Source organism: Mycobacterium sp. G7A2 (assembly GCF_041902445.1).
Taxonomy (GTDB): domain Bacteria; phylum Actinomycetota; class Actinomycetes; order Mycobacteriales; family Mycobacteriaceae; genus Mycobacterium.
This window is the reverse complement of the sequence record NZ_CP169251.1, coordinates 1,975,330-1,998,690: the sequence shown is the minus strand read 5'-3', so window position 1 is coordinate 1,998,690 and position 23,361 is coordinate 1,975,330. Positions and strand designations below refer to the sequence as shown.

At 67.3% G+C, this 23,361-nt stretch carries 23 protein-coding genes; 4 read left to right on the top strand and 19 right to left on the bottom strand.

Annotation, left to right across the window (positions count from 1 at the left end):
* Window position 1: 1 nt before the first annotated feature.
* The 14 genes from ACEWX3_RS09755 to ACEWX3_RS09690 all read right to left on the bottom strand — a co-directional run bounded on the left by ACEWX3_RS09755 (window position 2) and on the right by ACEWX3_RS09690 (window position 14,233).
* Window positions 2-1,210, bottom strand: coding sequence for an amidohydrolase family protein (locus ACEWX3_RS09755; RefSeq protein ID WP_374159307.1), 1,209 nt, complete (start codon window positions 1,208-1,210; stop codon window positions 2-4).
* 42 nt (window positions 1,211-1,252) lie between these two features.
* Complete coding sequence (locus ACEWX3_RS09750) at window positions 1,253-2,488, bottom strand: cytochrome P450 (RefSeq protein ID WP_374159306.1); 1,236 nt, start codon at window positions 2,486-2,488, stop codon at window positions 1,253-1,255.
* Window positions 2,489-2,615: 127 nt separating this feature from the next.
* Complete coding sequence (locus ACEWX3_RS09745) at window positions 2,616-2,810, bottom strand: ferredoxin (protein WP_207068434.1); 195 nt, start codon at window positions 2,808-2,810, stop codon at window positions 2,616-2,618.
* Window position 2,811: 1 nt separating this feature from the next.
* Window positions 2,812-3,522 carry a TetR/AcrR family transcriptional regulator gene (locus ACEWX3_RS09740; RefSeq protein WP_374159305.1) on the bottom strand — a complete coding sequence of 237 codons (711 nt, stop codon included), beginning with the start codon at window positions 3,520-3,522 and terminating at the stop codon, window positions 2,812-2,814.
* Window positions 3,523-3,525: 3 nt separating this feature from the next.
* Window positions 3,526-4,353, bottom strand: a complete 828-nt coding sequence (locus ACEWX3_RS09735) for an SDR family NAD(P)-dependent oxidoreductase (protein ID WP_374159304.1) — start codon at window positions 4,351-4,353, stop codon at window positions 3,526-3,528.
* Window positions 4,350-5,177, bottom strand: coding sequence for an alpha/beta fold hydrolase (locus tag ACEWX3_RS09730; protein ID WP_374159303.1), 828 nt, complete (start codon window positions 5,175-5,177; stop codon window positions 4,350-4,352). Before ACEWX3_RS09730 ends, ACEWX3_RS09735 begins: the two co-directional genes overlap by 4 nt.
* Window positions 5,174-5,764, bottom strand: a complete 591-nt coding sequence (locus ACEWX3_RS09725) for an NADPH-dependent FMN reductase (protein ID WP_374159302.1) — start codon at window positions 5,762-5,764, stop codon at window positions 5,174-5,176. The genes ACEWX3_RS09730 and ACEWX3_RS09725 overlap by 4 nt, the downstream gene beginning before the upstream one ends.
* Before the next feature lie 8 nt (window positions 5,765-5,772).
* Window positions 5,773-6,759, bottom strand: a complete 987-nt coding sequence (locus ACEWX3_RS09720; RefSeq protein ID WP_374159301.1) for a cyclase family protein — start codon at window positions 6,757-6,759, stop codon at window positions 5,773-5,775.
* A 24-nt stretch (window positions 6,760-6,783) separates the two neighbouring features.
* A complete protein-coding gene (locus ACEWX3_RS09715) occupies window positions 6,784-7,629 on the bottom strand; it encodes a coniferyl-alcohol dehydrogenase (RefSeq protein ID WP_374159300.1) in 846 nt (281 codons plus the stop codon).
* A 2-nt stretch (window positions 7,630-7,631) separates the two neighbouring features.
* Window positions 7,632-8,939 (bottom strand): LLM class flavin-dependent oxidoreductase, encoded by a 1,308-nt coding sequence (locus ACEWX3_RS09710; protein ID WP_374159299.1) that lies wholly within the window; start codon window positions 8,937-8,939, stop codon window positions 7,632-7,634.
* Window positions 8,940-8,945: 6 nt separating this feature from the next.
* The gene (locus ACEWX3_RS09705; RefSeq protein ID WP_374159298.1) at window positions 8,946-10,757 is read right to left on the bottom strand and encodes an FAD-binding protein; all 1,812 of its coding nucleotides are present in this window, start codon (window positions 10,755-10,757) and stop codon (window positions 8,946-8,948) included.
* Window positions 10,754-11,674, bottom strand: a complete 921-nt coding sequence (locus ACEWX3_RS09700; RefSeq protein WP_374159297.1) for a 3-carboxyethylcatechol 2,3-dioxygenase — start codon at window positions 11,672-11,674, stop codon at window positions 10,754-10,756. Before ACEWX3_RS09700 ends, ACEWX3_RS09705 begins: the two co-directional genes overlap by 4 nt.
* Window positions 11,619-13,370, bottom strand: a complete 1,752-nt coding sequence (locus ACEWX3_RS09695) for a bifunctional 3-(3-hydroxy-phenyl)propionate/3-hydroxycinnamic acid hydroxylase (protein ID WP_374159296.1) — start codon at window positions 13,368-13,370, stop codon at window positions 11,619-11,621. Before ACEWX3_RS09695 ends, ACEWX3_RS09700 begins: the two co-directional genes overlap by 56 nt.
* The gene (locus ACEWX3_RS09690; protein ID WP_207068423.1) at window positions 13,367-14,233 is read right to left on the bottom strand and encodes an alpha/beta fold hydrolase; all 867 of its coding nucleotides are present in this window, start codon (window positions 14,231-14,233) and stop codon (window positions 13,367-13,369) included. The genes ACEWX3_RS09695 and ACEWX3_RS09690 overlap by 4 nt, the downstream gene beginning before the upstream one ends.
* A gap of 137 nt (window positions 14,234-14,370) precedes the next feature.
* Between ACEWX3_RS09690 and ACEWX3_RS09685 the strand changes: the two genes are divergently transcribed.
* The gene (locus ACEWX3_RS09685; RefSeq protein WP_207068422.1) at window positions 14,371-15,084 is read left to right on the top strand and encodes an IclR family transcriptional regulator; all 714 of its coding nucleotides are present in this window, start codon (window positions 14,371-14,373) and stop codon (window positions 15,082-15,084) included.
* 34 nt (window positions 15,085-15,118) lie between these two features.
* Window positions 15,119-16,732: an FAD-dependent oxidoreductase gene (locus tag ACEWX3_RS09680; RefSeq protein WP_374159295.1), complete on the top strand. Its 1,614-nt coding sequence runs from the start codon at window positions 15,119-15,121 to the stop codon at window positions 16,730-16,732.
* Window positions 16,733-16,744: 12 nt separating this feature from the next.
* Here ACEWX3_RS09680 and meaB read toward each other — a convergent pair whose 3' ends face one another.
* Window positions 16,745-17,617 (bottom strand): methylmalonyl Co-A mutase-associated GTPase MeaB, encoded by an 873-nt coding sequence (meaB, locus tag ACEWX3_RS09675; RefSeq protein ID WP_374159294.1) that lies wholly within the window; start codon window positions 17,615-17,617, stop codon window positions 16,745-16,747.
* 101 nt (window positions 17,618-17,718) lie between these two features.
* Here meaB and ACEWX3_RS09670 point away from each other — a divergent pair, with 101 nt between their 5' ends.
* Window positions 17,719-18,483 carry an SDR family NAD(P)-dependent oxidoreductase gene (locus ACEWX3_RS09670; RefSeq protein ID WP_374159293.1) on the top strand — a complete coding sequence of 255 codons (765 nt, stop codon included), beginning with the start codon at window positions 17,719-17,721 and terminating at the stop codon, window positions 18,481-18,483.
* Window positions 18,480-19,235, top strand: coding sequence for an SDR family NAD(P)-dependent oxidoreductase (locus ACEWX3_RS09665; RefSeq protein WP_374159292.1), 756 nt, complete (start codon window positions 18,480-18,482; stop codon window positions 19,233-19,235). The genes ACEWX3_RS09670 and ACEWX3_RS09665 overlap by 4 nt, the downstream gene beginning before the upstream one ends.
* A 48-nt stretch (window positions 19,236-19,283) precedes the next feature.
* On the opposite strand, the gene ACEWX3_RS09660 is transcribed toward ACEWX3_RS09665, so the two are convergent.
* The 4 genes from ACEWX3_RS09660 to ACEWX3_RS09645 are packed head-to-tail and all read right to left on the bottom strand — an operon-like array spanning window position 19,284 to window position 23,327.
* Window positions 19,284-20,048: an enoyl-CoA hydratase/isomerase family protein gene (locus ACEWX3_RS09660; RefSeq protein WP_207068417.1), complete on the bottom strand. Its 765-nt coding sequence runs from the start codon at window positions 20,046-20,048 to the stop codon at window positions 19,284-19,286.
* Window positions 20,049-20,051: 3 nt separating this feature from the next.
* Window positions 20,052-21,140: an acyl-CoA dehydrogenase family protein gene (locus tag ACEWX3_RS09655; protein WP_374159291.1), complete on the bottom strand. Its 1,089-nt coding sequence runs from the start codon at window positions 21,138-21,140 to the stop codon at window positions 20,052-20,054.
* Window positions 21,127-21,945, bottom strand: a complete 819-nt coding sequence (locus ACEWX3_RS09650) for an acyl-CoA dehydrogenase family protein (RefSeq protein WP_374159290.1) — start codon at window positions 21,943-21,945, stop codon at window positions 21,127-21,129. Before ACEWX3_RS09650 ends, ACEWX3_RS09655 begins: the two co-directional genes overlap by 14 nt.
* Window positions 21,930-23,327, bottom strand: coding sequence for a class I adenylate-forming enzyme family protein (locus tag ACEWX3_RS09645; protein WP_374159289.1), 1,398 nt, complete (start codon window positions 23,325-23,327; stop codon window positions 21,930-21,932). The genes ACEWX3_RS09650 and ACEWX3_RS09645 overlap by 16 nt, the downstream gene beginning before the upstream one ends.
* Between the last annotated feature and the right edge of the window lie 34 nt (window positions 23,328-23,361).

Here is a 23,361-nt window from a genome sequence, read left to right as displayed (position 1 = left end):
GTCACAGCCCCAGGAACTTCTGCACGTTGGTGCTGACGATCTTCACCGCCGCCTCAGGGCCGACCGTCTCGACGACGGAAGCCAGCGACCTCTCGGAATAGCCGAACGTGCTTTCGTTGTGCGGGTAGTCCGACGACCACATGACGTTGTCCACGCCGATGTGGTCGATCAACTGCAACCCGAGCGGGTCCACCATGAACGACGCGCTCATGTGGTGATCCCAATAGTGGCGCACGTCGTGCTCGAGCTGGTGATTGAACATGTGCCGGTAGGACGCCAGCATGTGCTCGGCGTCCTGCAGCGCGGTGGGCACCCACGCGATTCCGCCCTCGAACCACCCGATCCTGAGCGAGGGATGGCGATCGAGGATGCCGGAGAACACGTACTTGGCGAACTGCTCGCGGAACGAGTCGACGTTGACCATCATGCCGACGACGACGCTGTTGTGCTGGCACGGCGTCTTGGGCGGGGTCTCGCCGATGTGGTGGCTCACCGGGACACCGGATGCTTCGATCTCGTCCCACACCGCGTCCATGGCGGTGCTGCCGTAGTCGTAGATGTTGCCGTCGTCGTCCTTACCCGGATTCAGCGGTAGCAGGAACGTCTTGAGCCCCAACGCCTTCAGTTCCTCGAGCGTGCTGCGGGCGCCCTTGGGGTCCCACCAGTTGATCAGCCCGACCCCGTAGAAGTGCCCGCTGGACCGCTCCTGCAGGTCGGCGATGTGTTCGTTGTAGATGCGGAAGACGCGTTCGCGCAGAGACTTGTCCGGGTAGTGGAACAACGCGAGCACGGCGTTGGGAAACGCCAGCTCCTTGTCGATGCCGTCCTCTTTGAGTTCGCGGATGCGTGCCTCGATGTTGTTGGACGCCGCACCGGCGAGGTCGTCGTACTGCATGAGGACGCGACCGAAGTCACCACCGGTCCACGCCTTGCCCTTCATGCCGACCATGTAGGCGCCGTCCTCGTACCAGATGCGCGGCGCTGCGCCCTTGAGCTCCTCGGGAAAGCGTTCGTAGAAGATGTCTTCGGCGACCGAGATGTGGTTGTCCGCGGAGAAGATCGTCGTGTCGGCGGGCAGCCCGGGGATTCCGCCGCCGGAGTGGCCGTGGCGGTTCTTGGGTGCGCCGAACCCCTCCGGCGGATACCAGGCCGGGGGTTGAGCGGGTGAAGGTGTCGCGGCGGGTGACGGTGTGGCTGTAGGGGTGGACATCGTTGGTACTCCAATCGGGCTGTAGGGCTGGTCTTGCGGTGGTTACCAGGCCACCGGGAGCTCGTAGACGCCGTAGGCGAGCCGGTCGTGCTTGAACGGCACCTCGTCGAACGGGATCGCCAGCTTCATCGTCGGCATACGGCGGAGCAGGGTGTGGAATACGATCTGCAGCTCGGCACGCGCCAGCTGCTGGCCCACGCACTGGTGCCTGCCGTAGCCGAACCCGAGCTGCTGGCCCGCATCGCGCGTGAGGTCCAGCTTCTCGGGGTGCGGGAAGGCGTGCGCGTCCCAATTGGCCGGCGCCAGGTCGAGGATGATGCCCTCACCTGCCCGAATGGTCTCGCCGCCGATCTCGATGTCCTCGATCGCCACTCGGCGCTGACCGTTCTGGATGATGGACAGGTAACGCATCAGCTCTTCGACGGCGTTGGCGATGAACTTGGGGTCATTCGAATCCCGCAGTAGTGCAGTCTGTTCAGGGTTCTCCAGCAGCGCGAGGATACCGATACCGATCATGTTGGCGGTGGTCTCGTGCCCGGCGATCAACAATCCGGTGCCGAGCTGTGCAGCCTCCTTGACGCTGATCTCGCCGGCGGTGACCCGCTCAGCCAGATCCGATACGGCGTCCTCGGCAGGGTTGGCCTGCTTCTCCTCGACCAAATTGATCAGATACTGATGAAGACTCATCGCGCCTTTTTGCATCGCATCGGCCGCCGCATAGCGAGCCAGACCGGCGTTGGCGTGTTCCTGGAAGAACTCATGGTCCTCGTAGGGCACCCCGAGCATGTCGCTGATCACGCGGGTGGGTACCGGAAGGGCGAGTTCGGCGACCATGTCGGCGGGCTGAGGACCGGCGAGGATCTGGTCGATGCACTCGTCGGTGACCTCCTGGATCACCGACCTCAGGCCCTCGACGCGCCGGAAGGTGAACGGCTTGGACAGCATCCGGCGGAAACGGGTGTGCTCCTCGGCATCGGAGGTGAACACCGACCTGGGCCGCTTGTCGACGGTCGCCAACATGTGCTCGTTCCAGTGCGGGAAGCCCTCGCGGCGGTCGTCGACGCTGACTCGGGAATCTGCGAACAACGCCCGGGCCACCTCGTGTCCGGTCACCAGCCACGGAGTCGTTCCGTTCCAGATCCGCACCCGCGACAGCGGCTTGCGGTCGTTCATGTCGAGCATCTGTTGCGGCGGCGCGAACGGACACTGCGCATCCCGCTCCATCGGATACTCCGGGACGTCAGCGGAAACCTTGCCTTCGGCAAGCGTGTCGGTCATTTCGCCTCTCCCCCTGGCCTTCGGCGGGGCGGTACCCCCACGCGCAAGCGCTCGTCAGTCATTTCGCCTCTCCCCCTGGCCTTCGGCGGGGCGGTACCCCCACGCGCAAGCGCTCGTCGGTCATGCATCACTCCTCGATGTGGATGGCCAGGGCCGGACAGGCGGCCGCGGCCTTTCGGGTCTCCTCGGCGTGTTCGGGGCCGGGCTCGGCGATCAGGAGTTCGACGACACCATCGTCGTCACGTTGGTCGAAGACCTCGCCGGCGTTCAGAACGCACTGCCCCGAGGAGACGCACTTGTCCTGGTCGACGGTGACCCGCACGTCAGGGCACCTCCGTCACCGGCGCATGCCACAGACCGATGATGGCGTCGATCAGGCCGGTGGCGGCGGCCTGCCAGGACGGCCGGGCCACCGCCGCACCTTGCGCCAACAGGCGTTCGCGTTCAGCACAGCTGTGCATCAACAGGTTCCGGCCCATGATGTTGCGTTCGATGCGCACGTCGGCGGGCAGTTCCGGCAGGCATCCGTTGATGCCGTCGAGCACCCGCACCAGCGACTCGGACGACAGGGCGTCCTTGACGATGATGTTGTGATAGGCCGGATCGGTCATCACCTGCGCAGCGAACCGCGCATACCACGTCGGGTTCCCCAGCGCGGCAAGGTGATCGGTGAGCGGGCAGACCAATGCGGCGACCCAGTCGCGCATGTCGGTCGAGCCGCCGATGTCCGCGATGCGCCGCTGACGCAGCTCCTCGATCGGACCGCGATGCTTGTGCTCGATGGCGCGCACCAGATCCGCCTTGGTGCCGAAGTGATAGCCGACCGCAGCGTTGTTGCCTTGCCCGGCGGCCTCGCTGACCTGCCGGTTGGACACGGCGAAAACCCCGTGCTCGGCGTACAGCCGTTCGGCCGCCTTCAAGATCGCTTCCTGGGTGGTGCTCGCCCGGTCTGCCCGCACGCTTCTCGCCGTCGTCACCCCTTCAGTGAACCGGGTCACAACAGCTAAGTCAATCGACTGCTTTAAAAAGTTCATCGCTCAGCCGCTCGCCCGGTCGGACTTCCGGACGATGACCTTGCCCGCGACGGTTCCGCCGTCCACGGGCAGCACGGTGCCCGTGACGTACCGTGACCGGGCCGTCGCCAGGTACAGCGCCGCTTCGGCCACGTCCTCGGCGGTCCCCTCCCTTTTCAGCGGCCGATCATCACGCATCTGCTGACGAATGCGAGCTTCGAACCGCTCGAGGCGTTCACGGTCCTCGTCGGTGGCCGACGTGGCCAGAATCGGGGTGGGGATGTTTCCCGGGGCCAGGCAGTTCACCCGCACTTCGTAGTGCGCCAATTCGATGGCCGCGCACTTGCTGAAGTGGATGATGGCCGCCTTGGACGCCCGATAGGTCGACACACCGCCGCCTGCCTGGATGCCGCCGATCGAGCCGAGATTGATGATCGACCCCCCGCCGTTGTCGGCCATGTGCCGGGCGGCCTCGCGGGTGCCGGCCATCACGCCGAGCAGATTGACCCGCATGACACGGTCGAACTCCTCGAAGTCCTCGGCGAACAGCCCTTTGCGCAGCGGGCTGGAGATGCCGGCGTTGTTGACCATCACATGCAGCCCGCCGAATGCGGAGACCGCCGACGCCACCAGCTCGCCGACCTGCGTCTGATCACCGACATCGGTGTGGCGGTACGTCGTCCGATGCCCGGCTGAGTTCAGCTTGTCCACCAGTTCGGCGCCCAGGTCGTCACGGACGTCGGCGATGACCACGCTGGCACCCTCCGCGGCGAACCGCTCGGCGATACCGCGGCCGATGCCGGACGCGCCGCCGGTGACGATCGCGACCTTGCCCGCCAGTTCGTCCGTCATTCGTTCCCGATCCCTTCGAAGAAATCCAACAGCAGCGCGTTGACCACGTCGGGCTGCTCGATCTGCGGACAGTGCCCGGCACGGTCGATCACCACGCTGCACCCGTGTTCGATCTGACCGGCGATCTCGGCAGCCCACCCTTTGGGGAGCAGCTTGTCGGCGCCGCCCTCCACTACGAGGGCCGGCACGGTGATGCGCTCGTAGGCGCGCGCACTGCTCGGAGTGTTCGGCGGCTCCAGGCCGGGACGGCGAAACCGTGCTGCTGCCAGCGATTCCCATGCTCCCGGCGCGATGCTCGAGTCGTAACGCCGTCGCACATAGCTCTCGTCGGCCGGGTAGGAGGCGTCGTGGAACAAGGCCGTGACGATCTTGCGCATCCCCCCGAGGGTGGCGTCGTAGTCGTAGAGCGCGCTGACATGCTCGTTTCGCTGGATCTCACCGCCGCCACAGATGGCCACGATGCTGCGCACCGGCAGGACAGGCGCTTCCGAGGTGGCGTCGACGAGGATGTTGATGGCGCCCATCGAGTTGCCGACGAAGTGCGCCGAGTCGACCCCCACCACCTCGCAGAAGCGGGCGAGGTGTCTGATCCGCATGCCGCGCCCGTCGGTGAAGTCGACGACCTTGGCCGACTCGCCGAACCCGAGCATGTCCGGCGCGAGCACCCGGTACCGCGCGGCCAGTGCCTCGATGGTGCGCTCCCACCCGATGCGCGCGTTGGCTCCGAACTCCCCACCGTGCAGCAGCACCACGGAGTCGCCCTGTCCGGCTTCCAGGTAGCCGGTGACCAGGCCGTCAACCAGCACGCGGTGCTGGTCGATCACGCCGACACCTGTGTGGTCTGGGCGAACGCCAGCAACTGAGTGGCCAGCAACTCCAGCTGATTGGCGACCACCTTGCCCTGATCGGTGTCGGCAAGCTCACCCGAGGGTGCCCAGACCGGGTCGGCGGAGTTGATGGCCACGCCCAGCGGGGTCGGCCAGGCCCGCAGCGCATGCCCGATGCTGCGCAGCTGGGTCAACGTGCCGACCGCGGCCTGCCAGCCGTACGCGCAGCTGATACAGCCCCATGGGGTGTTGTCGAGATAGACCCGTGGATCCTCACGCAGATCCTCGATGTAGTCGAGGGCGTTCTTGACCAGACCCGACACCGCCCCGTGGTAGCCCGGCGAACCCACCACCACCGCGTCGGCGTCCCGCAAGGCCTTGACCAATTCCAGTGCCCGCGGGGTTCGCTCGAGTTCGTGCGGCGCGTACATCGGCAGGTCGATCTCCTCGGCGGCGAACAATCTGGTCCGCCCGCCCTGTCGCTCCACCGCGGCCAGGCAGCGGCGCAGCGCGCGCTCGGTCGACGAGTTGGCGCGCAGTGTTCCGCCGAGGCCGACGATGAACGGTTGAGATGTGGTTGTCACGTGCTCACTCACTTGATCGCAATCGGGCTGACAGGTGCTCCGACCGCACCGACCACTTTCAGCGGCGCTGCGACGAGCTGGAATTCGTACACGCCGTCGGCGGCACAGTCGGCCGCCAGCGGCCCCAGGTCCCAGTACTCGCCGAGCATCAGGCCCATGTCCCGCAGGCACAGCATGTGCATCGGCAGGAAGGTTCCGTCGACGCCGTTGCCCGGGTCAGGGTCTTCGACCATCAGGTTGTCCGCGGCGACCGCTGCCACCTCGTGCCCGTGCAGCCAGGCCGCACACGTCCAGTGCAGCCCGGAGCCGGCCTCGGCGCCGTCGCCGGTCTGCAGGAACCGGGTCCACCAACCGGTGTGCACGATCACGACGTCACCGGAACGGATCTCGATGTTCTGTGCGGCGACCACATCGTCGAGTTCGGCCGGGGTGATGGGCGCCCCTGGTTCGCAGAACACCTCGGCGCCACGATGCGCCACCACATCCAGCAGCACCCCCCGCGAGGTGATGCCCTTGGTGTCCACCTTCTCGATGCCGCAGTGAAAGGCACCGAAGCTGGTCACCGAATCGGCCGGGAATCCGTTGTAGAGCTTGTCCTCGTAGTACACGTGTGACAGCGCGTCCCACTGGGTTGCCGCCTGCAACGGCATCACGATGAGGTCGTCGTTGAAGCGGAACGGGTTGTCGGCGAAGAAGGCGCTGACGTCCGAGGCCACGGCGTTGCGCAACCATTGCGGCCCGTACTCGACCAACGTCGAGGCGTCTCCGCCGTCGACGGTCATGACGTGCTGCGGGTTCTGCCGGAACTTGAATGCGCCCTGCGGTCCCCCGGCGCTGAAGTCACCCCCGAGCGAGATCACCTTGCCCTGTTTGACCGTCGCGGCCGCCTCGGCCACCTTGTCGGCGGTGATGAAGTTCAGCGTGCCGATCTCGTCGGCGTCACCCCAGCGACCCCAGTTGCGTACGTCGTCGGCCATCCGGCGGAATTCGCTCATGCTGTCGGCCATAGTCGGATCCCGTCAGTTCCCTTGCGCCGCTTGCGCGGTCTCCGTGGCGTCGCGTAGCGCTTCGGCGAACCGCTGGGCGAGGATTCCGCCGTCGGTCCACAGCACCTGACCGGTTATGTAGCCCGCGGCCCCGCTGCCGAGAAACACCAGAGCGGCGGCCTGCTCGCCGGCATCCGAGACGCGGCCGAGTGGGGCCGTGAACGAGTCGAGGAACTGCTGCCCGTAGGCCGATCGCAGTTGGTCGAGGATCGGGGTCTCGGTGACCCCGGGTGCCGTGCAGTTGATCCTGATGCCCCGGGCGCCGAAGTGGGCCACCCGGCTCATGCCGTAGAGGATGACCGCCTCCTTGGACAGCCGGTACCCGCCGTCGGCGAGGGCCCCGGGATTATCGGCGCACCAACGCAACCCCTCGTCGACCGATCGGGTCCGCAGCAGTCCTGCGGTGACGTCAGCGTTCTCGCGGTAACCCGAGGCCGCCAAAGAGGACACGTTCGTGATCGCTGCGCCGACCGGCATCCGGTCGATCAGCGCCTCGGTGAACTGCCGCATACCCAGGAAGTTGATCCGGACCACCAGCAGCGGATCCCCGATGCCCGAGGACACGCCGGCGACGTTGAACAGCGCATCGACGTCGCCCTCGATCGCGGCAACGGCGGCGGCGACCGACCCGGGATCGGCCAGATCCATCGGAATGTACCGGCCGCCGGACGTCTCGGTCGGTGCCCGCAGGTCCAACTGCGTGACACGGGCACCGAGCCGGCCGAGCTGGTGCGCGACCTGCGCTCCGATCCCGGATGCACACCCGGTGACGACGACATGCTTGCCGTCGTAGCGCACCAGCTCGTCGAACGCGCTCACCGTCAGCCCGCGGCTTCCCGCGCTGCCTTCTCCTGCTGCGCGGCCTTGACGCGGCCCTCGTTGATCTCGGCCATCGCCTCGGGGATCTCACCGGCGGTGAACTTGTTGCGTCCGGTCGGCAGTCCGCCGAATGCGTAGGTCTCGTCGAACAACGGCGCCTCCGAGGGCTGCCGGCGCGCCTCGACCTTCTCGATCACCGGTTCCAGCCGTTTCGCCTTCTCGGCTACCGCCTTCTCGTCGCGCTCGATGAACTCGGGCAGGATCTGGTTGCCCATGATCTCGATGGATTCCATGGTGCCCTCATGGCTGCGGGGGTTGAGCAGCAGGATGATCTCGTCCACGCCGCTGGCCTCGTAACCTCGCAGGAACTCCCGCACGGTGTCCGGTGAGCCAATCGCGCCGCGGCCCGGGCCGTAGGCCAGCGTCGGATCCTCTTTGACCGCTTCCTGATAGCGCTCCCACACCTTGGTCCGGCCGGGGGTGTGCATGCCGGTGAGGTAGTAGTGCATGATGCCGAACGAGAAGAAGCCGCCGCCGGTACCGAGCCGCTCGAGCGCCTCCTCGTCCGATTTTGCGACCATCATCGACAGATCGCCACCGATGGCCAGGATGTTCGGGTTGATCGCCGGGGTGATCGGTGTGCCCTGCTCCTCGAAATCTCGGTAGTACCCGTCGACGCGCTCCTTGAGTGCCTCCGGTCCGGTGTAGGCGAAGCTCAATGCGCCGATGGCCTTCTGGGCGGCCATCTCGACCGACGACGGGCGGGTACAGGCCACCCACACCGGCGGATGCGGCTTCTGCAGCGGCTTGGGAACCACGTTGCGGGCCGGCATCTCGACGTGCTCACCCTTGAACCCACTGAACGGTTCCTCGGTCATGCACCGGATCGAGACCTCGAGCGCCTCCTCCCACTGGGCCCGCTTGTCGGCCGGGTCGACGTTGAAGCCGCCGAGCTCGGCCACCGAGGAACCCTCACCCGTGCCGTATTCCACCCGGCCGTTGGACAGGTGGTCGAGGGTGGCGACACGCTCGGCGATGCGCGCCGGCGGGTTGATGTTCGGCAGCAGATGCATGACCCCGAAACCCAGCCGGATGTTGTCGGTGCGCTGGCTCGCCGCGGCCAGGAACATCTCCGGCGCCGTCGAATGGCAGTACTCCTCGAGGAAGTGGTGCTCGGTGAGCCACACCGTGGAGAAACCCGCCTTGTCGGCCGCCTCGACCTCGGTGAGGCCGTGCTGGAACAGCTGGTGTTCGTCGTCCTCCGACCACGGTCGGGGCAACGGGAATTCGTAGAACAGGGAAATCTTCATTGTCGGTTACCTCCTTGAAGTTCCGGGTGAATCGATGGCTGAGCCGGGTTCGGCAGAGGTCGACCGGCCGGCCGCCTCCGGGGTCGTGTCGGCCATGTGCCGGGCGGCGACATAACCGAACGTCATGGCCGGGCCGATGGTCGCCCCCGCGCCCGCATAGCTGCGGCCCATCACCGCCGCGGATGCGTTACCGACGGCGTACAAGCCGGCGACCACACTGTCATCGGCGCGGAGCACCCGCGCGTGCTCGTCGGTGCGCAGACCGCCCGACGTTCCGAGATCACCGAGGATGATCTGGAAGGCGTAGTAGGGCGGATCCCCCAGCGGGTGCAGATTCGGGTTCGGCAGGGTCGGGTCGCCGTAATAGTTGTCGTAGGCGCTGTCCCCGCGGTTGAAGTCGTCGTCGTGGCCCCGGCAGGCAAGATCGTTGAATCGCTCGGCGGTCGCGCGCAACCGGTCGCCGGGCACCCCGATCGCGGCCGCGAGTTCCTCCCAGCTGCAACCCTGCTTGACCACACCGGAATCGAGCCATGCCTGAGGCACTGTGCGTCCCGTCGGCACGGGCGCGAACGGCACCTTGGGGATGGGGAGGTGTCCGCCCACCACATACCGGTGAAATGACCGGATGTCGGTGATCAGCCAGCACGGGATGTGGGTCACCCCCGAACGCTGACCTTCGATCATGGCGTGGGCGAAATCCATGTAGGGCGCCGCCTCGTTGATGAAGCGCACACCGTCACCGTTGACCACGAACTGTGCCGGCATCATCCGTTCGTTGAGCATGAACTGCAGACGTCCGTCCGGCCAGCAGATGGCCGGGAACCACCACGCCTCGTCGAGCAGCGCGGTGGCGCCGCCGGCCTTCTCGCCGGCCCGGATCCCGTCCCCCATGGCAGCCGGATTGCCGAAGCTCCAGTCCTTTGCGTCGCCGGGCATCTCCTCGATCCTCTTGAGTTCGGGAAGGTGCTGCAGCCGCCACTCCATATCGTGATCGAAGCCACCGCTGGCCAACACCACGCCACGCCTGGCCCGCAGGCGGATCTGCCGGCCACCCTTCTCGACGACAGCGCCGACCACGGCACCATCGGCATCGGTGATCAGCTCGGTCATCGGCGCGTCCAGCCACAGCGGCACGTTCTCCTGCTTCATCGCCAGGCGCAGCCGGGCAGCCAGCGACTGGCCGATCGCCGCCATCCGCTCACCGAAAAACCGCGCCCGAAACATCCGCCAGATCAATTTCAGCAGAACGACTTTGCCCCGCCAGGATTGCCGAACCTGGTAGAACAACCGCAGATCCTTGGGCGCGAACCAGATACCCCTCGGCGCCAACGCCAGCGGCGCAAGCAGGCGCTCCTCCTCGTCACCGAGTGCGCGCAGATCGATTTCCGGCACATTGATCGTGCTGCCCAGGGCGGAACCGCCGGGCAGTTCGGGATAATAGTCGGCGTATCCGGGCTTCCAGACGAATTCCAGCCACGGGCTGAGCTTTTCGAGGAACTCCATCATCTTCGGAGCAGCCTCGACATACATGCGTAGCCGCGCGTCGCTGACGGTGCCCTCGGTGATGGTCTTGAGGTAGGTGAACACCTGTTCCGGATCGGACACGTGACCCTCCCGGCGTTGCGACGGCGCGCCGGGTACCCAGATCCCGCCGCCGGACAACGCCGTGGAGCCACCGAATCGGGATGCCTTCTCCACGACGAGCGTGTCGAGCCCCGCCGCGTGGGCGGCGAGCGCTGCCGTCATTCCGCCGCCTCCCGAACCGACCACCAGCACATCGGTGACGCGGTCGAAGGGCCGATCCGTGTCCGGGGTCATGGTGTCGTCACCGCCGTTCTGATCGCGAAGCCGGCGATCAGCTCCGGCGCCGCTCGGTAGAAGTGGTCAGCCGTCCGGTAGCTGCCCTGGGCCGCCAACGCCGCGAACGCGGCCACCCAAGTCCGCACCTCGTGCGCGGAATTTCCTGCCTGCTCAGCGATCCAGGCGTTGTCCCAGCCGTCGATCTCGGCGAGACGCTCGGTGTCGAGGAGGTCGAGAAAGGCGTGGTCCCAGGACGGATTGAGGGGCGCCAGTGCTCCTGCTCCGGCAGCGAACTCCCGAGCCGCCTCGACGACGGCGGTCTGGCGGGCCTGACGCTGTTCGTCGGTCATCGGCACGCCGTGCACGATGCGCTGCAGCGCCGCCGGCGGGGCGGTAGCCAGGGTCGGCACCGGCGGATCGTGCGAAAGCCCGCCCGAACCGATGACGAGCACACGTCGGCCGAGGGTGGCCAGGTGCCGGCCGACAGCGGCGCCGAGGGCCCGCACCCGCCGCAGCGGTCCGAGCGGCGTGGCGACCGAGTTGATGAATATGGGGATCACCGGCTTGGCCGTCGCGTCGCCGAACAGCTTCTGCAGGGGCTGGACGGTGCCGTGGTCGACATCCATCGCCGCGGAGATCGCGACATCGACGTCGGCATCGAGAACAGCTCGCGCACAGTCGGTGGCGAGATCGGCGGGAACATCGAGGGGACCCTTGTGGGTGCCGTAGTCGCCGACCCCTTCGGCGGAGGTGCCGATGCAGAACGGCGGCATCGCCCGGTAGAAGAATCCGTTGTAGTGGTCCGGGGAGAAGGTGACCACGAGGTCGGGGTCGAACTCGGCGACGAACGCGCGAGCGCCGTCGATGGCCTCCTCGATGTCATCGAGGAGTTCGCGTGACGGTCCCGGAAGATTCAGAAGCGGACTGTGCGACATGCAGCACAGCGCGATGTGACTTTCCGTCTGTGGTTGCGCCATCGGTACCGGAGCCTCCTCCCTGGGTCAGATGCAGCACACGAGTCAAGGCTTCGGACATCTCAGGAGCACGTTGTGCGATGCAGGCGCCGGCGATGCAGCGGTCCGGCCGCAGGAACAGCACCGAATCGGGGTGGACGTCGAACCAGGACTTCAGCGCACCGGTGCGGTCACCGACGATGACCACCTCGGGGTCGTCATGGCCCGTCCACGGCAGCTGCGTCATCGGTCTCGCCTCGACGAATTTGGCGCCCAACGCCTTCCAGTGCCGAAATGCCGCTTCGCCGAGCACGGCGCGCAGGTTGTTGCTCCAGCACAGCACGGCGAAGCCGGTTCCCAGGACGTCGTCGAGCATCGCGTTCTGGGTGTCGCGGGTGTCGACGCGGGGCTGGATGAACAGCGTGCCCGTGGGCGAGTCGGGTGACCCGCCCTCGGGGTGGCAGACGGCGCCCTGCTGGTAGCGCGGCATCGGTTTGAACCGCATCTCCAGGACGTAGCGCTTCAGGGTCGGGACGACGGACGCGGCGTGGATGACCCGGTCGCGCAGTGCCGCCACCCGCCGGTTCGTCGGGGAGATGACCCGCCCCACCATCGTCGACAGATCGATCATCGCCCGGGCATGCTTGCGGCGCTCGACGTCGTAGGTGTCGAGGAGCTCGTCACCGGCCTTGCCGGTCACCACCGCGGCGAGCTTCCAGCCGAGGTTTGCGGCATCGCGGATGCCGCTGTTGTAGCCCTGGCCCTGCCACACCGGCATCAGGTGCGCCGCGTCGCCGGCCAGCAACAACCGACCCTTGCGGAACGACGAGGCGATGCGGGAGTGATGGGTGTAGACCCGGTGCCGAATCATCTCGACGCGCTCCGGATGGGGCACCAGCTGCCCGAGCATCCGCCGCACGAAAGCCGGGTCGTCGGCCTCCTGGTCGGTCTCGTCGGGATGGATCATGAATTCGAACCGGCGGATGCCATGGGCGATCGCGATCGACACGTAAGGGCGCCGCGGATCGGCCCCGACCTCGCTGTTGGGATGTCCGAGTGGATCGTTGGCGCAGTCGACCACCAGCCATCGGGTTGACGAGGTGGTGCCGTCGAACGACACGCCCATCAGCCGCCGGGTGGCACTTCGCCCGCCGTCGCAGCCCACGACGTAACGCGCGCGCACGGCCCGCTCTCCGTCGGCGAACTCGACGGTGACATCGTCGGTCGTCTCGACGCAGGTGTGCATGCGGTGTCCGAATCGAACCTCGACGCAGTCGAACCGGTCGAGACCGGCGTACAACTCGGCATCGACCATCGGCTGGACGAAACCGTTGCGCTTGGGCCAGCCGAAGCGGGCGTCAGGCGGCGCCATCTCGGCGAGCAGTCGGCGATTGCCGTCGAAGAATCGCAGGATCTGGTTGGGCACGGTGTGGGGCAACACACGGTCGACCAGTCCGATCGACTGGAAGGTGCGCAACGATTCGTCGTCGAGCCCGACTCCACGCGGATAGTCGATCAGCGTTTCGCGCTCGTCGACGACGAGGGTGTGGACCCCTTGCAGGCCGAGGATGTTGGCCAGCGTGAGGCCCGCGGGACCGGCGCCGACGATGACGACATCGACAGCGGCATCGACATCGGCGTCGGCGTCCCGAGTCCGCTGCTCCGCGGGCACAGTCATCCGCGCCCCAGCAGGAAGTCCAGGTGCAGCCGGTCGAAGGTCTTGGGGTCTTCGTACTGGGGCCAGTGCCCGCACCCGGCCATCACCTCGAACCGCGCACCCGGGATCATCGAGGCGATCCGGCGCCCCTCCGCGACGTCGGCGGTCGGATCGTCACTGGTCCACACCACCAGGGTCGGGGCGGCGATCGAACCGTAATCCCGCGCCCCGAGCAGATTTCGGGCTCTGACCTCGGGATCCTGCAGCGCCATGATGTCACGCATCGCCGAGGCGAACCCGGGCTGACGATAGACGCGCTGCCGACTGGCAACGATGTCGTCGTAGTCCTTGGTCTTGTCGGCCATCAGCCATTTGATGCGCGCCTGCACGGTCTCCCAGGTGGGGTTCTCCGCTGCGGCCATCGACAGGGTGATGATGCGCCTCATCACCTCCGGGTCGGCCTGCGAACCGCCGGCAGTGTTGAGCACCAGTCGGTCGACCCGTTCGGCGTGGTCGACCGCGAACCGCGACGCCACCCAGCCCCCGAGAGATTCGCCGCTGATGTGGGCCTTGTCGGCACCGAGGGTATCCAGCACCGCCGCAAGATGATTCATGTAGTGGGCGATCTCGAGCGGATGCCCAGGTTTGTCGGTGTAACCGTGGCCGAGCATGTCGACCGAGTAGGTCGAGAAGTGTTCGGCGTGCGCCTCCAGGTTGCGGATATAGGCCTCCGCATGGCCACCGGAACCGTGCAGGAACACCAGCACCGGTGCCGCAGGATCCCCGGCGTGCAGATAACGGGTTCGCACTCCCCCGGCGTCGAGGTAGCCCTGTGAGAACGCGACACCTTGCAGGTCGCTCCACACGCTCTCGAATTCCGTCACCGAATCCTCTCCCGAGACCTTGACTGCGAGAATCGTATTCTCATATTTTGTAAGCGTTCTGCTCATTTATCGCACAACCATGTGCACTATAGTCAGAGCATCACTCTCGCAAGAGTGATCTGTCAAGGAAGGCCCGCATGAATCGACCGTCCACCGAAACCCGGGCGACCGCCGCGGGCCTCGGCGCGCCCGGCTCGCAGACTCTGGCCCGCGGCCTCAACGCACTGCAGCTGGTCGCCGGCTCCCCGAACGGCATGAGCGTCGCCCAGGTCGCCGACGACATCGGGGTGCACCGAACCATCGCCTACCGCCTGCTCAGCACGCTGGCCCAGTTCCGGTTCGTGACCAAAGGCGAAGACGGTCGCTACCGTCCGGCGGCAGCACTGGCGGTTCTCGGCGCGTCGTTCGACAACAACGTCCGGCAGCTGTGCGTGCCCACCCTGCGCAACCTGGCCGACGAACTCGGCAGCACCGTGTCACTGCTGGTGGCCGAGGGTGATCAGCAGGTCGCGGTCGCAGTGATCGCACCGACGAACGTCAACTACCAGATGGCATTTCACGAGGGCAGCCGTTATCCCCTCGAGCGCGGCGCCGCCGGCATCGCCTTGCTGGCCAGCATGCCGCCGCGACCGAACGAACGCGAGCTGGTGCCTCAGACCCGGCTGCGCGGCTGGGTCATCACCCACGGCGAGATCGAGCCCAACACCTACGGCCTCGCGGTTCCGGTGCATCGTCGACTTCCCGCCCCGCCCACGTGCATCAACCTGATCTCACACCGCGAAGACGTCGTGTTGAGCGGACGGCCCGCCGTCATGGCGGCGGCACACGAACTGTCGGCGGCCCTGTCCTGAGGACGCCGACCGAGAGCACAGAAGGGAGATGGAGGTGACCGACTGGGACCACGACGTCGACGTCGTCGTACTGGGTAGCGGGGGCGCCGGGCTGACCGCAGCGCTGACCGCGGCCGTTCACGGTGCTTCGGTTCAGGTGTACGAGAAATCCGCCACGGTCGGCGGCACCACCGCCGTATCCGGCGGGATCATGTGGATTCCGGCCCACAAGCGTTCGAGCGCAGGTGAATTGACCCCCGAGGATGCGATGGCGTATCTGCGGGCGCAGTCGCTGGGGTACATGGACGACGAGCTGGTCGAGACGTTCGTGCACACCGGCGCGGACATGCTCGACTTCGTCGAGGCGCACAGCGATCTGCGATTCGAGGTCGCTCAGGGCTTTCCCGACTACAAACCCGAGCTGCCCGGCGGTCAGCCCGGCGGCGGGCGGTCGCTGAACACCAAGCCGTTCGATCTGGCCGAACTCGGTGAGTGGCGGGACCGGATCACCACGTTTCCCGCCGACTTCAGCAACGTCGGAATCGACGCCGAGACCCGGGCACGCATCCACGCCGCCGTCGACGACGAATCCGGTGATTACTGCGTCGCGGGTACCTCGCTGATCGCGGGCCTCCTCAAGGCGCTGCTCGACGCCGGGGTGATGCCGCGGACCGGGGCGCGAGCGGTCGAGCTCGTCGCCGATCCGCTCGGCATCATCGGCGTCCGTATCGAGCAGGGCGACAGAGATTTCCGGGTTCGGGCGCGCCGCGGCGTGGTGCTCGGCACCGGCGGTTTCGAGTGGGACGAGCGGCTGGTCGAGGCCTACCTGCGCGGCCCGATGCGCGGCGCGGTCTCGCCGCCCAACAACACCGGCGACGGACTGCGGATGGCGATGGCGCACGGCGCGGACCTGGCCAACATGGGTGAGGCCTGGTGGGTGCCGGTCATCCAGATTCCCGGAGACACCTATGCCGGGCACCCCCGCAGCCGCAGCGTCCGGCTGGAACGAACCCGCCCCCGCAGCATCATCGTCAACCGGGCCGGCAAGCGCTTTCTCAACGAGGCCGGTGAGTACAACTCGATGGCGGGACCGTTCCACTTCCTGGACCCCAAGCTCGGCTATGCCAACGACCCCGCGTGGATAGTGTTCGACTCACTGCACCTCAAGCACTATGGATTCCTCGGCGTCGATCCGGACGGGCCTGTGCCCGAGTGGTTCTGCCAGTCCGCGGACCTGGACGAGCTCGGCGAGAAGACCGGGATCGACCCCACCGGGCTCGCCGAGACACTGGCGGCGTGGAACACCAACGTGTCCCAGGACCAGGATCCCGAATTCGGTCGCGGTGCCAGCGCTTACGACGGTTACTGGGGCGACGACAAGGCGTCCACCCCGGCCGGCAAGACGCTCGGCCCGATCGACACGGCACCGTATTACGCCGTACCGGTGCACATCGGCGCGATGGGCACCAAGGGCGGCCCCCGCACCGACCGTGACGGCCGGGTATTGCACGTCAACGGAACCGCCATCACCGGTCTCTTCGCCGCGGGCAACGCGATGGCCGGGCCGACCGGCAAGGCCTATGGCGGGGCGGGCGGAACCCTCGGTCCGGCCATGGTCTTCGGCTACCGCGCGGGTTACGCCGCAGCCACCGGGAGGTCCGCGCCCTGAGCGGCTCTTCGTTCAGTGGGGGCCGCCGGCGACCAGTTGGGCCGCAGCGCTGTAGGGGTCGAGGGAGCCGCTGGCGACTGACTCGGCGAGCCGATCGAGGTCGGGGTGCTGGCGCAGCATGGTGTGGGCCAGGGACAGGATCTGTGAACGGGCGCGCGCATTCCTGCGTTCGGAGCTGTCTGTCCGGTGATGCGCGTCGATGGCCTCGACGAGTTCGGTGATTCCGTCGCCCTGCGCAGCGATCAGCTTGAGGATCGGGACCCCGGTCTCGGCACGCAGGTCACGGACGGTCTGGTCGGCGCCTTCGCGGTCGGCCTTGTTCACCACCACGATGTCGGCGACCTCGAGCAGACCGGCCTTCGCCGCCTGGATGGCGTCGCCGGCACCGGGATTGAGGACCACCACGGTCGGGTCGGCAACCGCGGCGATCTCGATCTCGGACTGACCGACGCCCACGGTTTCGACGACGACCAGGTCGTAGTTCAGAGCGGACAGCAACGTGACCGCGGCGGGGACGGCTGCCGCCAGGCCACCGAGATGCCCGCGCGTCGCGACCGAGCGGATCAGCACGTCGGGATCGTTGATGTGAGCGGCCATCCGGATGCGGTCGCCCAGCAGGGCGCCGCCGCTGTAGGGCGACGACGGGTCCACGGCGAGCACGGCCACCCGCTGGCCGTGTGCACGGTAGGCGCCGACGAGCGCGCCGACCGTGGTCGACTTGCCCGCGCCGGGTGGCCCGGTGATGCCGACCACGCGGGCGGCGGTCACGTCACCGAGCGCTCCGAGCACCTCGTCGCGGCGCGGGCTCTCGACGAGGCTGAGCAGACGCCCGGTCGCGCGCGCCGAGCCACCCGCGGCGGCGGCGATGAGCTCGTCGATGATCACGTCACCGAGAGTACGCAGAGGCGTTCCCCCTTCCGCAGCATCCCTCCCATTTGCGAGAATGCTATTCTCTACTGAGGAGAGTATCCGTTTCAGGAGGGCGAATGCAGATCAACGGGTGTTCGGCCCTCGTCGTCGGCGGCGCGGGCGGCTTGGGTGAAGCCACGGTACGGCGTCTGCACGGAGCCGGCGCCAAGGTCGTCGTCGCCGACATGGCCGACGACAAGGGCAAGGCGCTCGAATCCGAACTCGGCGTGCGCTACGTGCGGACCGACGCCACCTCCGAGGAGTCGGTGAACGTCGCCGTCGCCGAAGCGCAAGCCCTTGCACCGCTGCGTATCTCGGTGGACACCCACGGCGGCCCGGCCACCGGCGGGCGGCTGGTCGGCAAGGACGGCACCCCACTGGATCTCGACGGCTTCAAGACCACCATCGAGTTCTACCTGACAGCGGTGTTCAACGTGATGCGGCTGTCGGCGGCGGCCATCGCCACCACCGAACCGCTCGGTGAAGGCGGCCGCGGCGTGATCGTCAACACCGCCTCGATCGCCGGATACGAGGGACAGATCGGTCAGCTGCCCTATGCGGCGGCCAAGGGCGGCGTCCTCGGAATGACGCTGGTGGCCGCGCGCGACCTGTCCCCGCTGGGCATCCGCGTGGTGACGATCGCGCCGGGCACCATCAACACGCCGGCCTACGGCAAGGCCACCGACCAGCTCGAGCAGTACTGGGCCGCTCAGGTGCCCTTCCCCAAGCGGATGGGTCGGTCGTCGGAGTACGCGCAGCTGGCGCAGAGCATCATCGAAAACGACTACCTCAACGGCGAAATCATCCGCCTGGACGGTGCATTGCGGTTCCCTCCAAAATGACCGGAACGCGTCGACCGCTGATCGGCAAGGTGGCGTTCGTGGCCGGCGCCAGCCGCGGCATCGGCGCGACCATCGCGGGCGCCCTGGCCCGAGCAGGCGCCGCCGTCGCCGTCGCGGCCCGCTCCGAGCAGGAAGGAAAGCTGCCCGGCACCATCGGCTCGGTCGCGGCCCGCATCGTCGAGCAGGGCGGCCGTGCGATCCCGGTGCCGTGTGATGTCACCAGCGAGCAATCGGTCGATGACGCGGTCACCGCAACCGTTGCCGAATTCGGCGGCATCGACATTCTGGTCGCCAACGCCGGAGTGTTGTGGCTGGGCCCCCTCGAGTCGACCCCGCTCAAGCGCTGGCAGCTGTGTCTCGACGTCAACACCACCGGCGTTTTCCTGGTCACCAAGGTGGTGATCCCGCATGTCCGTGCCCGCGGTGGAGGCTCGCTGATCGCCGTCACCACCACCGGTGTCACGACGACCGAGCTCGGCGCCAACGCGTACTGGGTGTCCAAGGCCGCCGTCGAGCGGCTCTATCTGGGATTGGCGGCCGACCTGCGGCCCGACAACATCGCAGTGAATTGCCTGAGCCCGTCTCGGGTCGTGATGACGGAGGGATGGCAGGCCAGTGGCGCCGGGATGCGGGTGCCACCGGAGACGATCGAACCGCCCGAGGCGATGGCCGATGCGGCGGTGCGGCTCGCACAGCAGGATGCCGCCGGCGTCACCGGCACCATCCAACGCTCCGAAGCCCTCACCTTCTGACCGGCAAGCACCCTTTGGACCGAGAGCACCTTCTGACCGCGAGTGCGGTCAGTTCTTGGCGATCAGGCCGTCGACGATCCTGTTGAAGTCGGCGGTGCCGAACGACACGTACTCGGCGAGGTTGGCGTAGTCCAGCGAGGCCATCACCGACTTCTCCAATTGAATGTTCATCAGCCGCTTGGTGGCCTCGACGGCCTGCTGCGGTAGCTCGAGCAACTTATTGGCACACGTCACCGCCTCGGCCAACGGGTCGGCCACCACGTGGTTCGCCAGGCCGAGTTCCACCGCGCGCTGCGCCTTGATGCGCACTCCGGTGAGCGCGAACTCTTTGGCCTGGAGCAGACTGATCTGGCTTCCCCACACCAGAGGCCCGCCGTCGGCGGCCACCAGGCCGATGGACACGTGCGGATCGGCGAAAAACGCATTCTCGGCGATGTAGACCACGTCGGACAGCGCGGCCAGGCTGCAGCCCAGACCGACAGCCGGTCCGTTGACCGCGGCGACGACCGGAATCCGGCAGCGCACCATACCGATCACGATGTCGCGGCCGTGTTTGATCGTCTTCTGCCGCAGGGCTTCGTCTTTGCGCAACTCGTCGAGATAGTGGAAATCGCCGCCGGCGGAAAACGCCCGTCCCGCACCGGTGATCACCGCTGCGCGGGCGCCCGCGTCCTCGTTGAGAGCGTCCCATAGTCGTGCCAGCCCCACGTGCAGGTTGTCGTTGACCGCGTTGAGGTCATCGGGCCGGTTCAGCGTGATGATGCGCAGTGCTCCGTCGGCCTGGACGTCGATCTCTTCCGGCATGTCGTACATGGCTTAGCCTCCCAGGCCGAGGATGCGTTGGGCGATGATGTTCTTCTGGATTTGCGAGGTGCCGCCCATGACGCTCTGCGCGCGGCTGTACATGTAGGCGCCGAACAACTCCTCGTCGGCGGTGCCGACGGTCTTGAGCGCGGCGTGTCCGACCGACTGCTCGACCCACGTCATGAGCAGTTTGTCCAGCGATCCCTGGGGGCCGTGGGTGAGCCCGTCGAGCTGCTCGGACAACCGCCGCCGAACGTGCAGCCGCAGCATCTCGGTCTGCACCCACGCCCAAGACAGCTCCTCCGGCGGCGCCCCCTGTAACCGAGATGCCATCTGACGCACGGTCTTTCCATAGCGCGCCGAGAATCCCAGGGTGGAGGGCTCCCGCTCATGACTGACGATCGTCATCGCCAGCTTCCAGCCCTCGCCCGGTGCGCCGACCATGTTCTCGGCGGGGACCCGCGCGCCGTCGAACGCGACCTGACCGAATTCCTTGGTCACCCCGCTCATCATCTTCAACGGCCGCTGCTCGATGCCGGGTTGGTGCATCGAGACGATGAACGCCGAGATGCCTCGATGCCTGGGCACGTCCCTGTCGGTGCGGGCCAGCACCAGACACCAGTCGGCGACGTCGGAATAGCTGGTCCAGATCTTGTGCCCGGTGATGAGGTAGTCGTCCCCGTCGCGGACCGCTGTCGTCGCCAGCGACGCCAGGTCCGAACCCGCCCCGGGTTCCGAGAAGCCCTGACACCAGCGTTCGGTCCCGTCGATCATGCCGGGCAGAAAGCGTTGCCGCAGTTCCTCGTTGCCGTGATGGGAGAGCCCTACGACCAGGTAGCCCAGGCTGGGCCGAGCCGGTGCGCCGGCTTTGGCGATCTCCTCGTCGACGATGACGTCGTACACCGGCGGTAGGTCCTGGCCGCCGTACTTCTCCGGCCACGATGTCCCGAAGAAGCCGGCGGCGTAGAGCGCCTGATGCCACTCCCCGGCCTTGGCCCAGTAGGCGTCGCCGGAGGTCGGGAATCTGCCCTTCTGCTCGGCCAGCCAGCCGCGCAGCCGTTCGCGGAATGCGGCCTCGTCCGGTGAATCACGAAAGTCCAATGGTCAGCTCCTCCAGGTTGACGGGCCAGCATTCGGTCGCGGCCAGGACCCGGCGTAGATACACGTGCGCCAGGCACTCCCAGGTGTTGCCGATGCCGCCGTGTACCTGGATCGACGTCTCACAGACCGTCAATCCCGCTTTGGCACAGTAGAGCTTCGCGACGCGGGCGGCCTCGACGGCTTCACGCACCGGCAGCGCGTCGACCGCCCACGCGGCATGCCGCACGACACTGACCGACCCCTCGATCAACGCCAGCGCCTCGGCCAGCAGGTGTCCGACAGCCTGATACGAGCCGATGGGCGCGCCGTACTGTTCACGCACCTTGGCGTATTCGGTCGCCAGTGCGTGCGTTCCCCGGGCGGCCCCGAGGATGTCTGCCGCGGTCACCGACAGCGCCAACGCATACCACCGGCCGGAGTCCTCGTCGGACAGCTCTGTCAGCTCGACGGGCGATTCGACCACCCCGGCGAGGCTGCCGGTGAGGTCCACCGACGCCGGCCCGGAGCCGGCCCCATGCGGCACCTCGCGTCCGAGCCTGCCACGCAGGTCGTCGGCGAGAACGGGGCCGAGGTAGGGGACGTCGACGAGGCCGCGCGCGAGTTCTTCGGCCACGATGGCGATCTCGACACCAGACGCTCCGTCGGCACGCAGCGAACGAAAACCTGTGGCATCCAACGCTTTTTCCAGTCTTGCGCGGCGAGCTTCGTCCTCGAGGTCGGCCACCGAGTCGGGTCCGAGGTCGTCGGCCAGATCCGCTGCCGCGGCGCGCAACTGCCGTTGCTCTTCGTTCAGACGGACGTCCACAGACGCTCCTTCAATATTCGGCGTAGCACTTTGCCCGAAGGCAGACGGGGTATCTCGTCGACGACGACGACGCGGCCGGGCCGCTTGTAGGACGCCAACTGATCAGAGACCAGTTCGGCGAGTTCGTCGGGCGGTACTGCGGCCGAGAGCTTGACGGCGGCCACGATGGCCTCCCCGTCGGCGGCGGGCACACCGAACACCGCACAGTCCTCGACCGCGCGGTGACCGTGCAGCACCGCCTCGATCTCGGCGGGCGCGACCTGGAAGCCGCGCACCTTGATCATCTCCTTGGCGCGATCGGTGATCCGCAACCAACCGTCACCGTCGACGGAGCCGACGTCACCGGTGCGGTACCACCCGTCGGCGAATGCCGCTGCGGTGGAATCCGCAGGCAGGTACCCGGCCATCGCCGACTCGGAGCGCACCTGGATCTCGCCTTCGGTACCGGGTCCGACGAGCTCACCGGTGTCCAGCGCGACGATGCGCAGCACGACACCGGGAACCGCCCTACCCACGGTGTCCAACTTCGCGTCGTACAGGTCGTTGCACGAGATCACCGGCAACTCGCTGGCGCCGTACGCAGTCACCCAGCGCACACCCGTCCGCGCAGCGACCGCCGCGGCGACGCTTTCGGTGACCGGGGTGGCGCACCACATGATGTAGCGCAGCGAGGACAGATCGAACGACTCCAGGCGCGGATGCGCCGACAGGGCCAGCGCAATGGGGGCGACCGCCATCTCGATGGTGATCCGGTCGGATTCGATGTGGGCGAGCATGGTGTCGATGTCGAAGCGAGGATGCAGGCGTATCCATGCCCCGGCATCGAGCGCCATCACGATGTTCAGCAGGCCGAGAATGTGCGACGGCGGCGTCATCACCTGCAGGCGGTCCGACGGTGACACCTGCAGAGCCTCGCGCCAGTGCCGCACCGCCGCGGCCAGCGAGGCGTGGGTGTGCCGCACCGCCTTGGGCATGCCCGTCGTGCCGGAACTGAACACCAACACCGCATCTGACGACGGATCGTTCGCTTGGGCCGGGCCGGGGTCCGCGGCGTCGAGCGGCTCATCGAGGTGCCGCATCGGCATCACCTCGGCCAGCACCGGGTGGTCGCCGACAGCGAATACCGGACTGGTCAACGTCAGCGCATGTCGCACCTCGCGCTGCTTCCAGGCGGGACTGAGCAGCACCGCGGCCGCGCCGAGACGCCAGAGGGCGCGCAACGCGACGACGAACTCCGGCCGGTTCGACGACATCACCGCCACCCGGTGACCGGCCCGCACCCCGCGCTCGTGCAATTCTGCGGCCAGGCCGACAGCGAGTGCGTCGAGGTCGGCGAGCGTGTAGTGCCGCTCCTGGAAGGCGAGCACCGATCGCCCTGTCACGTTGCTCGCGCCCCTTCCCGGTAGCACAGAACAG

Bases quoted from the DNA above. Each gene is read 5' to 3' on its own strand.
- ACEWX3_RS09755 (WP_374159307.1), bottom strand. From the start codon at position 1,210: ATGTCCACCCCTACAGCCACACCGTCACCCGCCGCGACACCTTCACCC.
- ACEWX3_RS09750 (WP_374159306.1), bottom strand. From the start codon at position 2,488: ATGACCGACACGCTTGCCGAAGGCAAGGTTTCCGCTGACGTCCCGGAG.
- ACEWX3_RS09740 (WP_374159305.1), bottom strand. From the start codon at position 3,522: ATGAACTTTTTAAAGCAGTCGATTGACTTAGCTGTTGTGACCCGGTTC.
- ACEWX3_RS09735 (WP_374159304.1), bottom strand. From the start codon at position 4,353: ATGACGGACGAACTGGCGGGCAAGGTCGCGATCGTCACCGGCGGCGCG.
- ACEWX3_RS09720 (WP_374159301.1), bottom strand. From the start codon at position 6,759: ATGAGCGAATTCCGCCGGATGGCCGACGACGTACGCAACTGGGGTCGC.
- ACEWX3_RS09710 (WP_374159299.1), bottom strand. From the start codon at position 8,939: ATGAAGATTTCCCTGTTCTACGAATTCCCGTTGCCCCGACCGTGGTCG.
- ACEWX3_RS09705 (WP_374159298.1), bottom strand. From the start codon at position 10,757: ATGACCCCGGACACGGATCGGCCCTTCGACCGCGTCACCGATGTGCTG.
- ACEWX3_RS09700 (WP_374159297.1), bottom strand. From the start codon at position 11,674: ATGTCGCACAGTCCGCTTCTGAATCTTCCGGGACCGTCACGCGAACTC.
- ACEWX3_RS09695 (WP_374159296.1), bottom strand. From the start codon at position 13,370: ATGACTGTGCCCGCGGAGCAGCGGACTCGGGACGCCGACGCCGATGTC.
- ACEWX3_RS09685 (WP_207068422.1), top strand. From the start codon at position 14,371: ATGAATCGACCGTCCACCGAAACCCGGGCGACCGCCGCGGGCCTCGGC.
- ACEWX3_RS09670 (WP_374159293.1), top strand. From the start codon at position 17,719: ATGCAGATCAACGGGTGTTCGGCCCTCGTCGTCGGCGGCGCGGGCGGC.
- ACEWX3_RS09665 (WP_374159292.1), top strand. From the start codon at position 18,480: ATGACCGGAACGCGTCGACCGCTGATCGGCAAGGTGGCGTTCGTGGCC.
- ACEWX3_RS09660 (WP_207068417.1), bottom strand. From the start codon at position 20,048: ATGTACGACATGCCGGAAGAGATCGACGTCCAGGCCGACGGAGCACTG.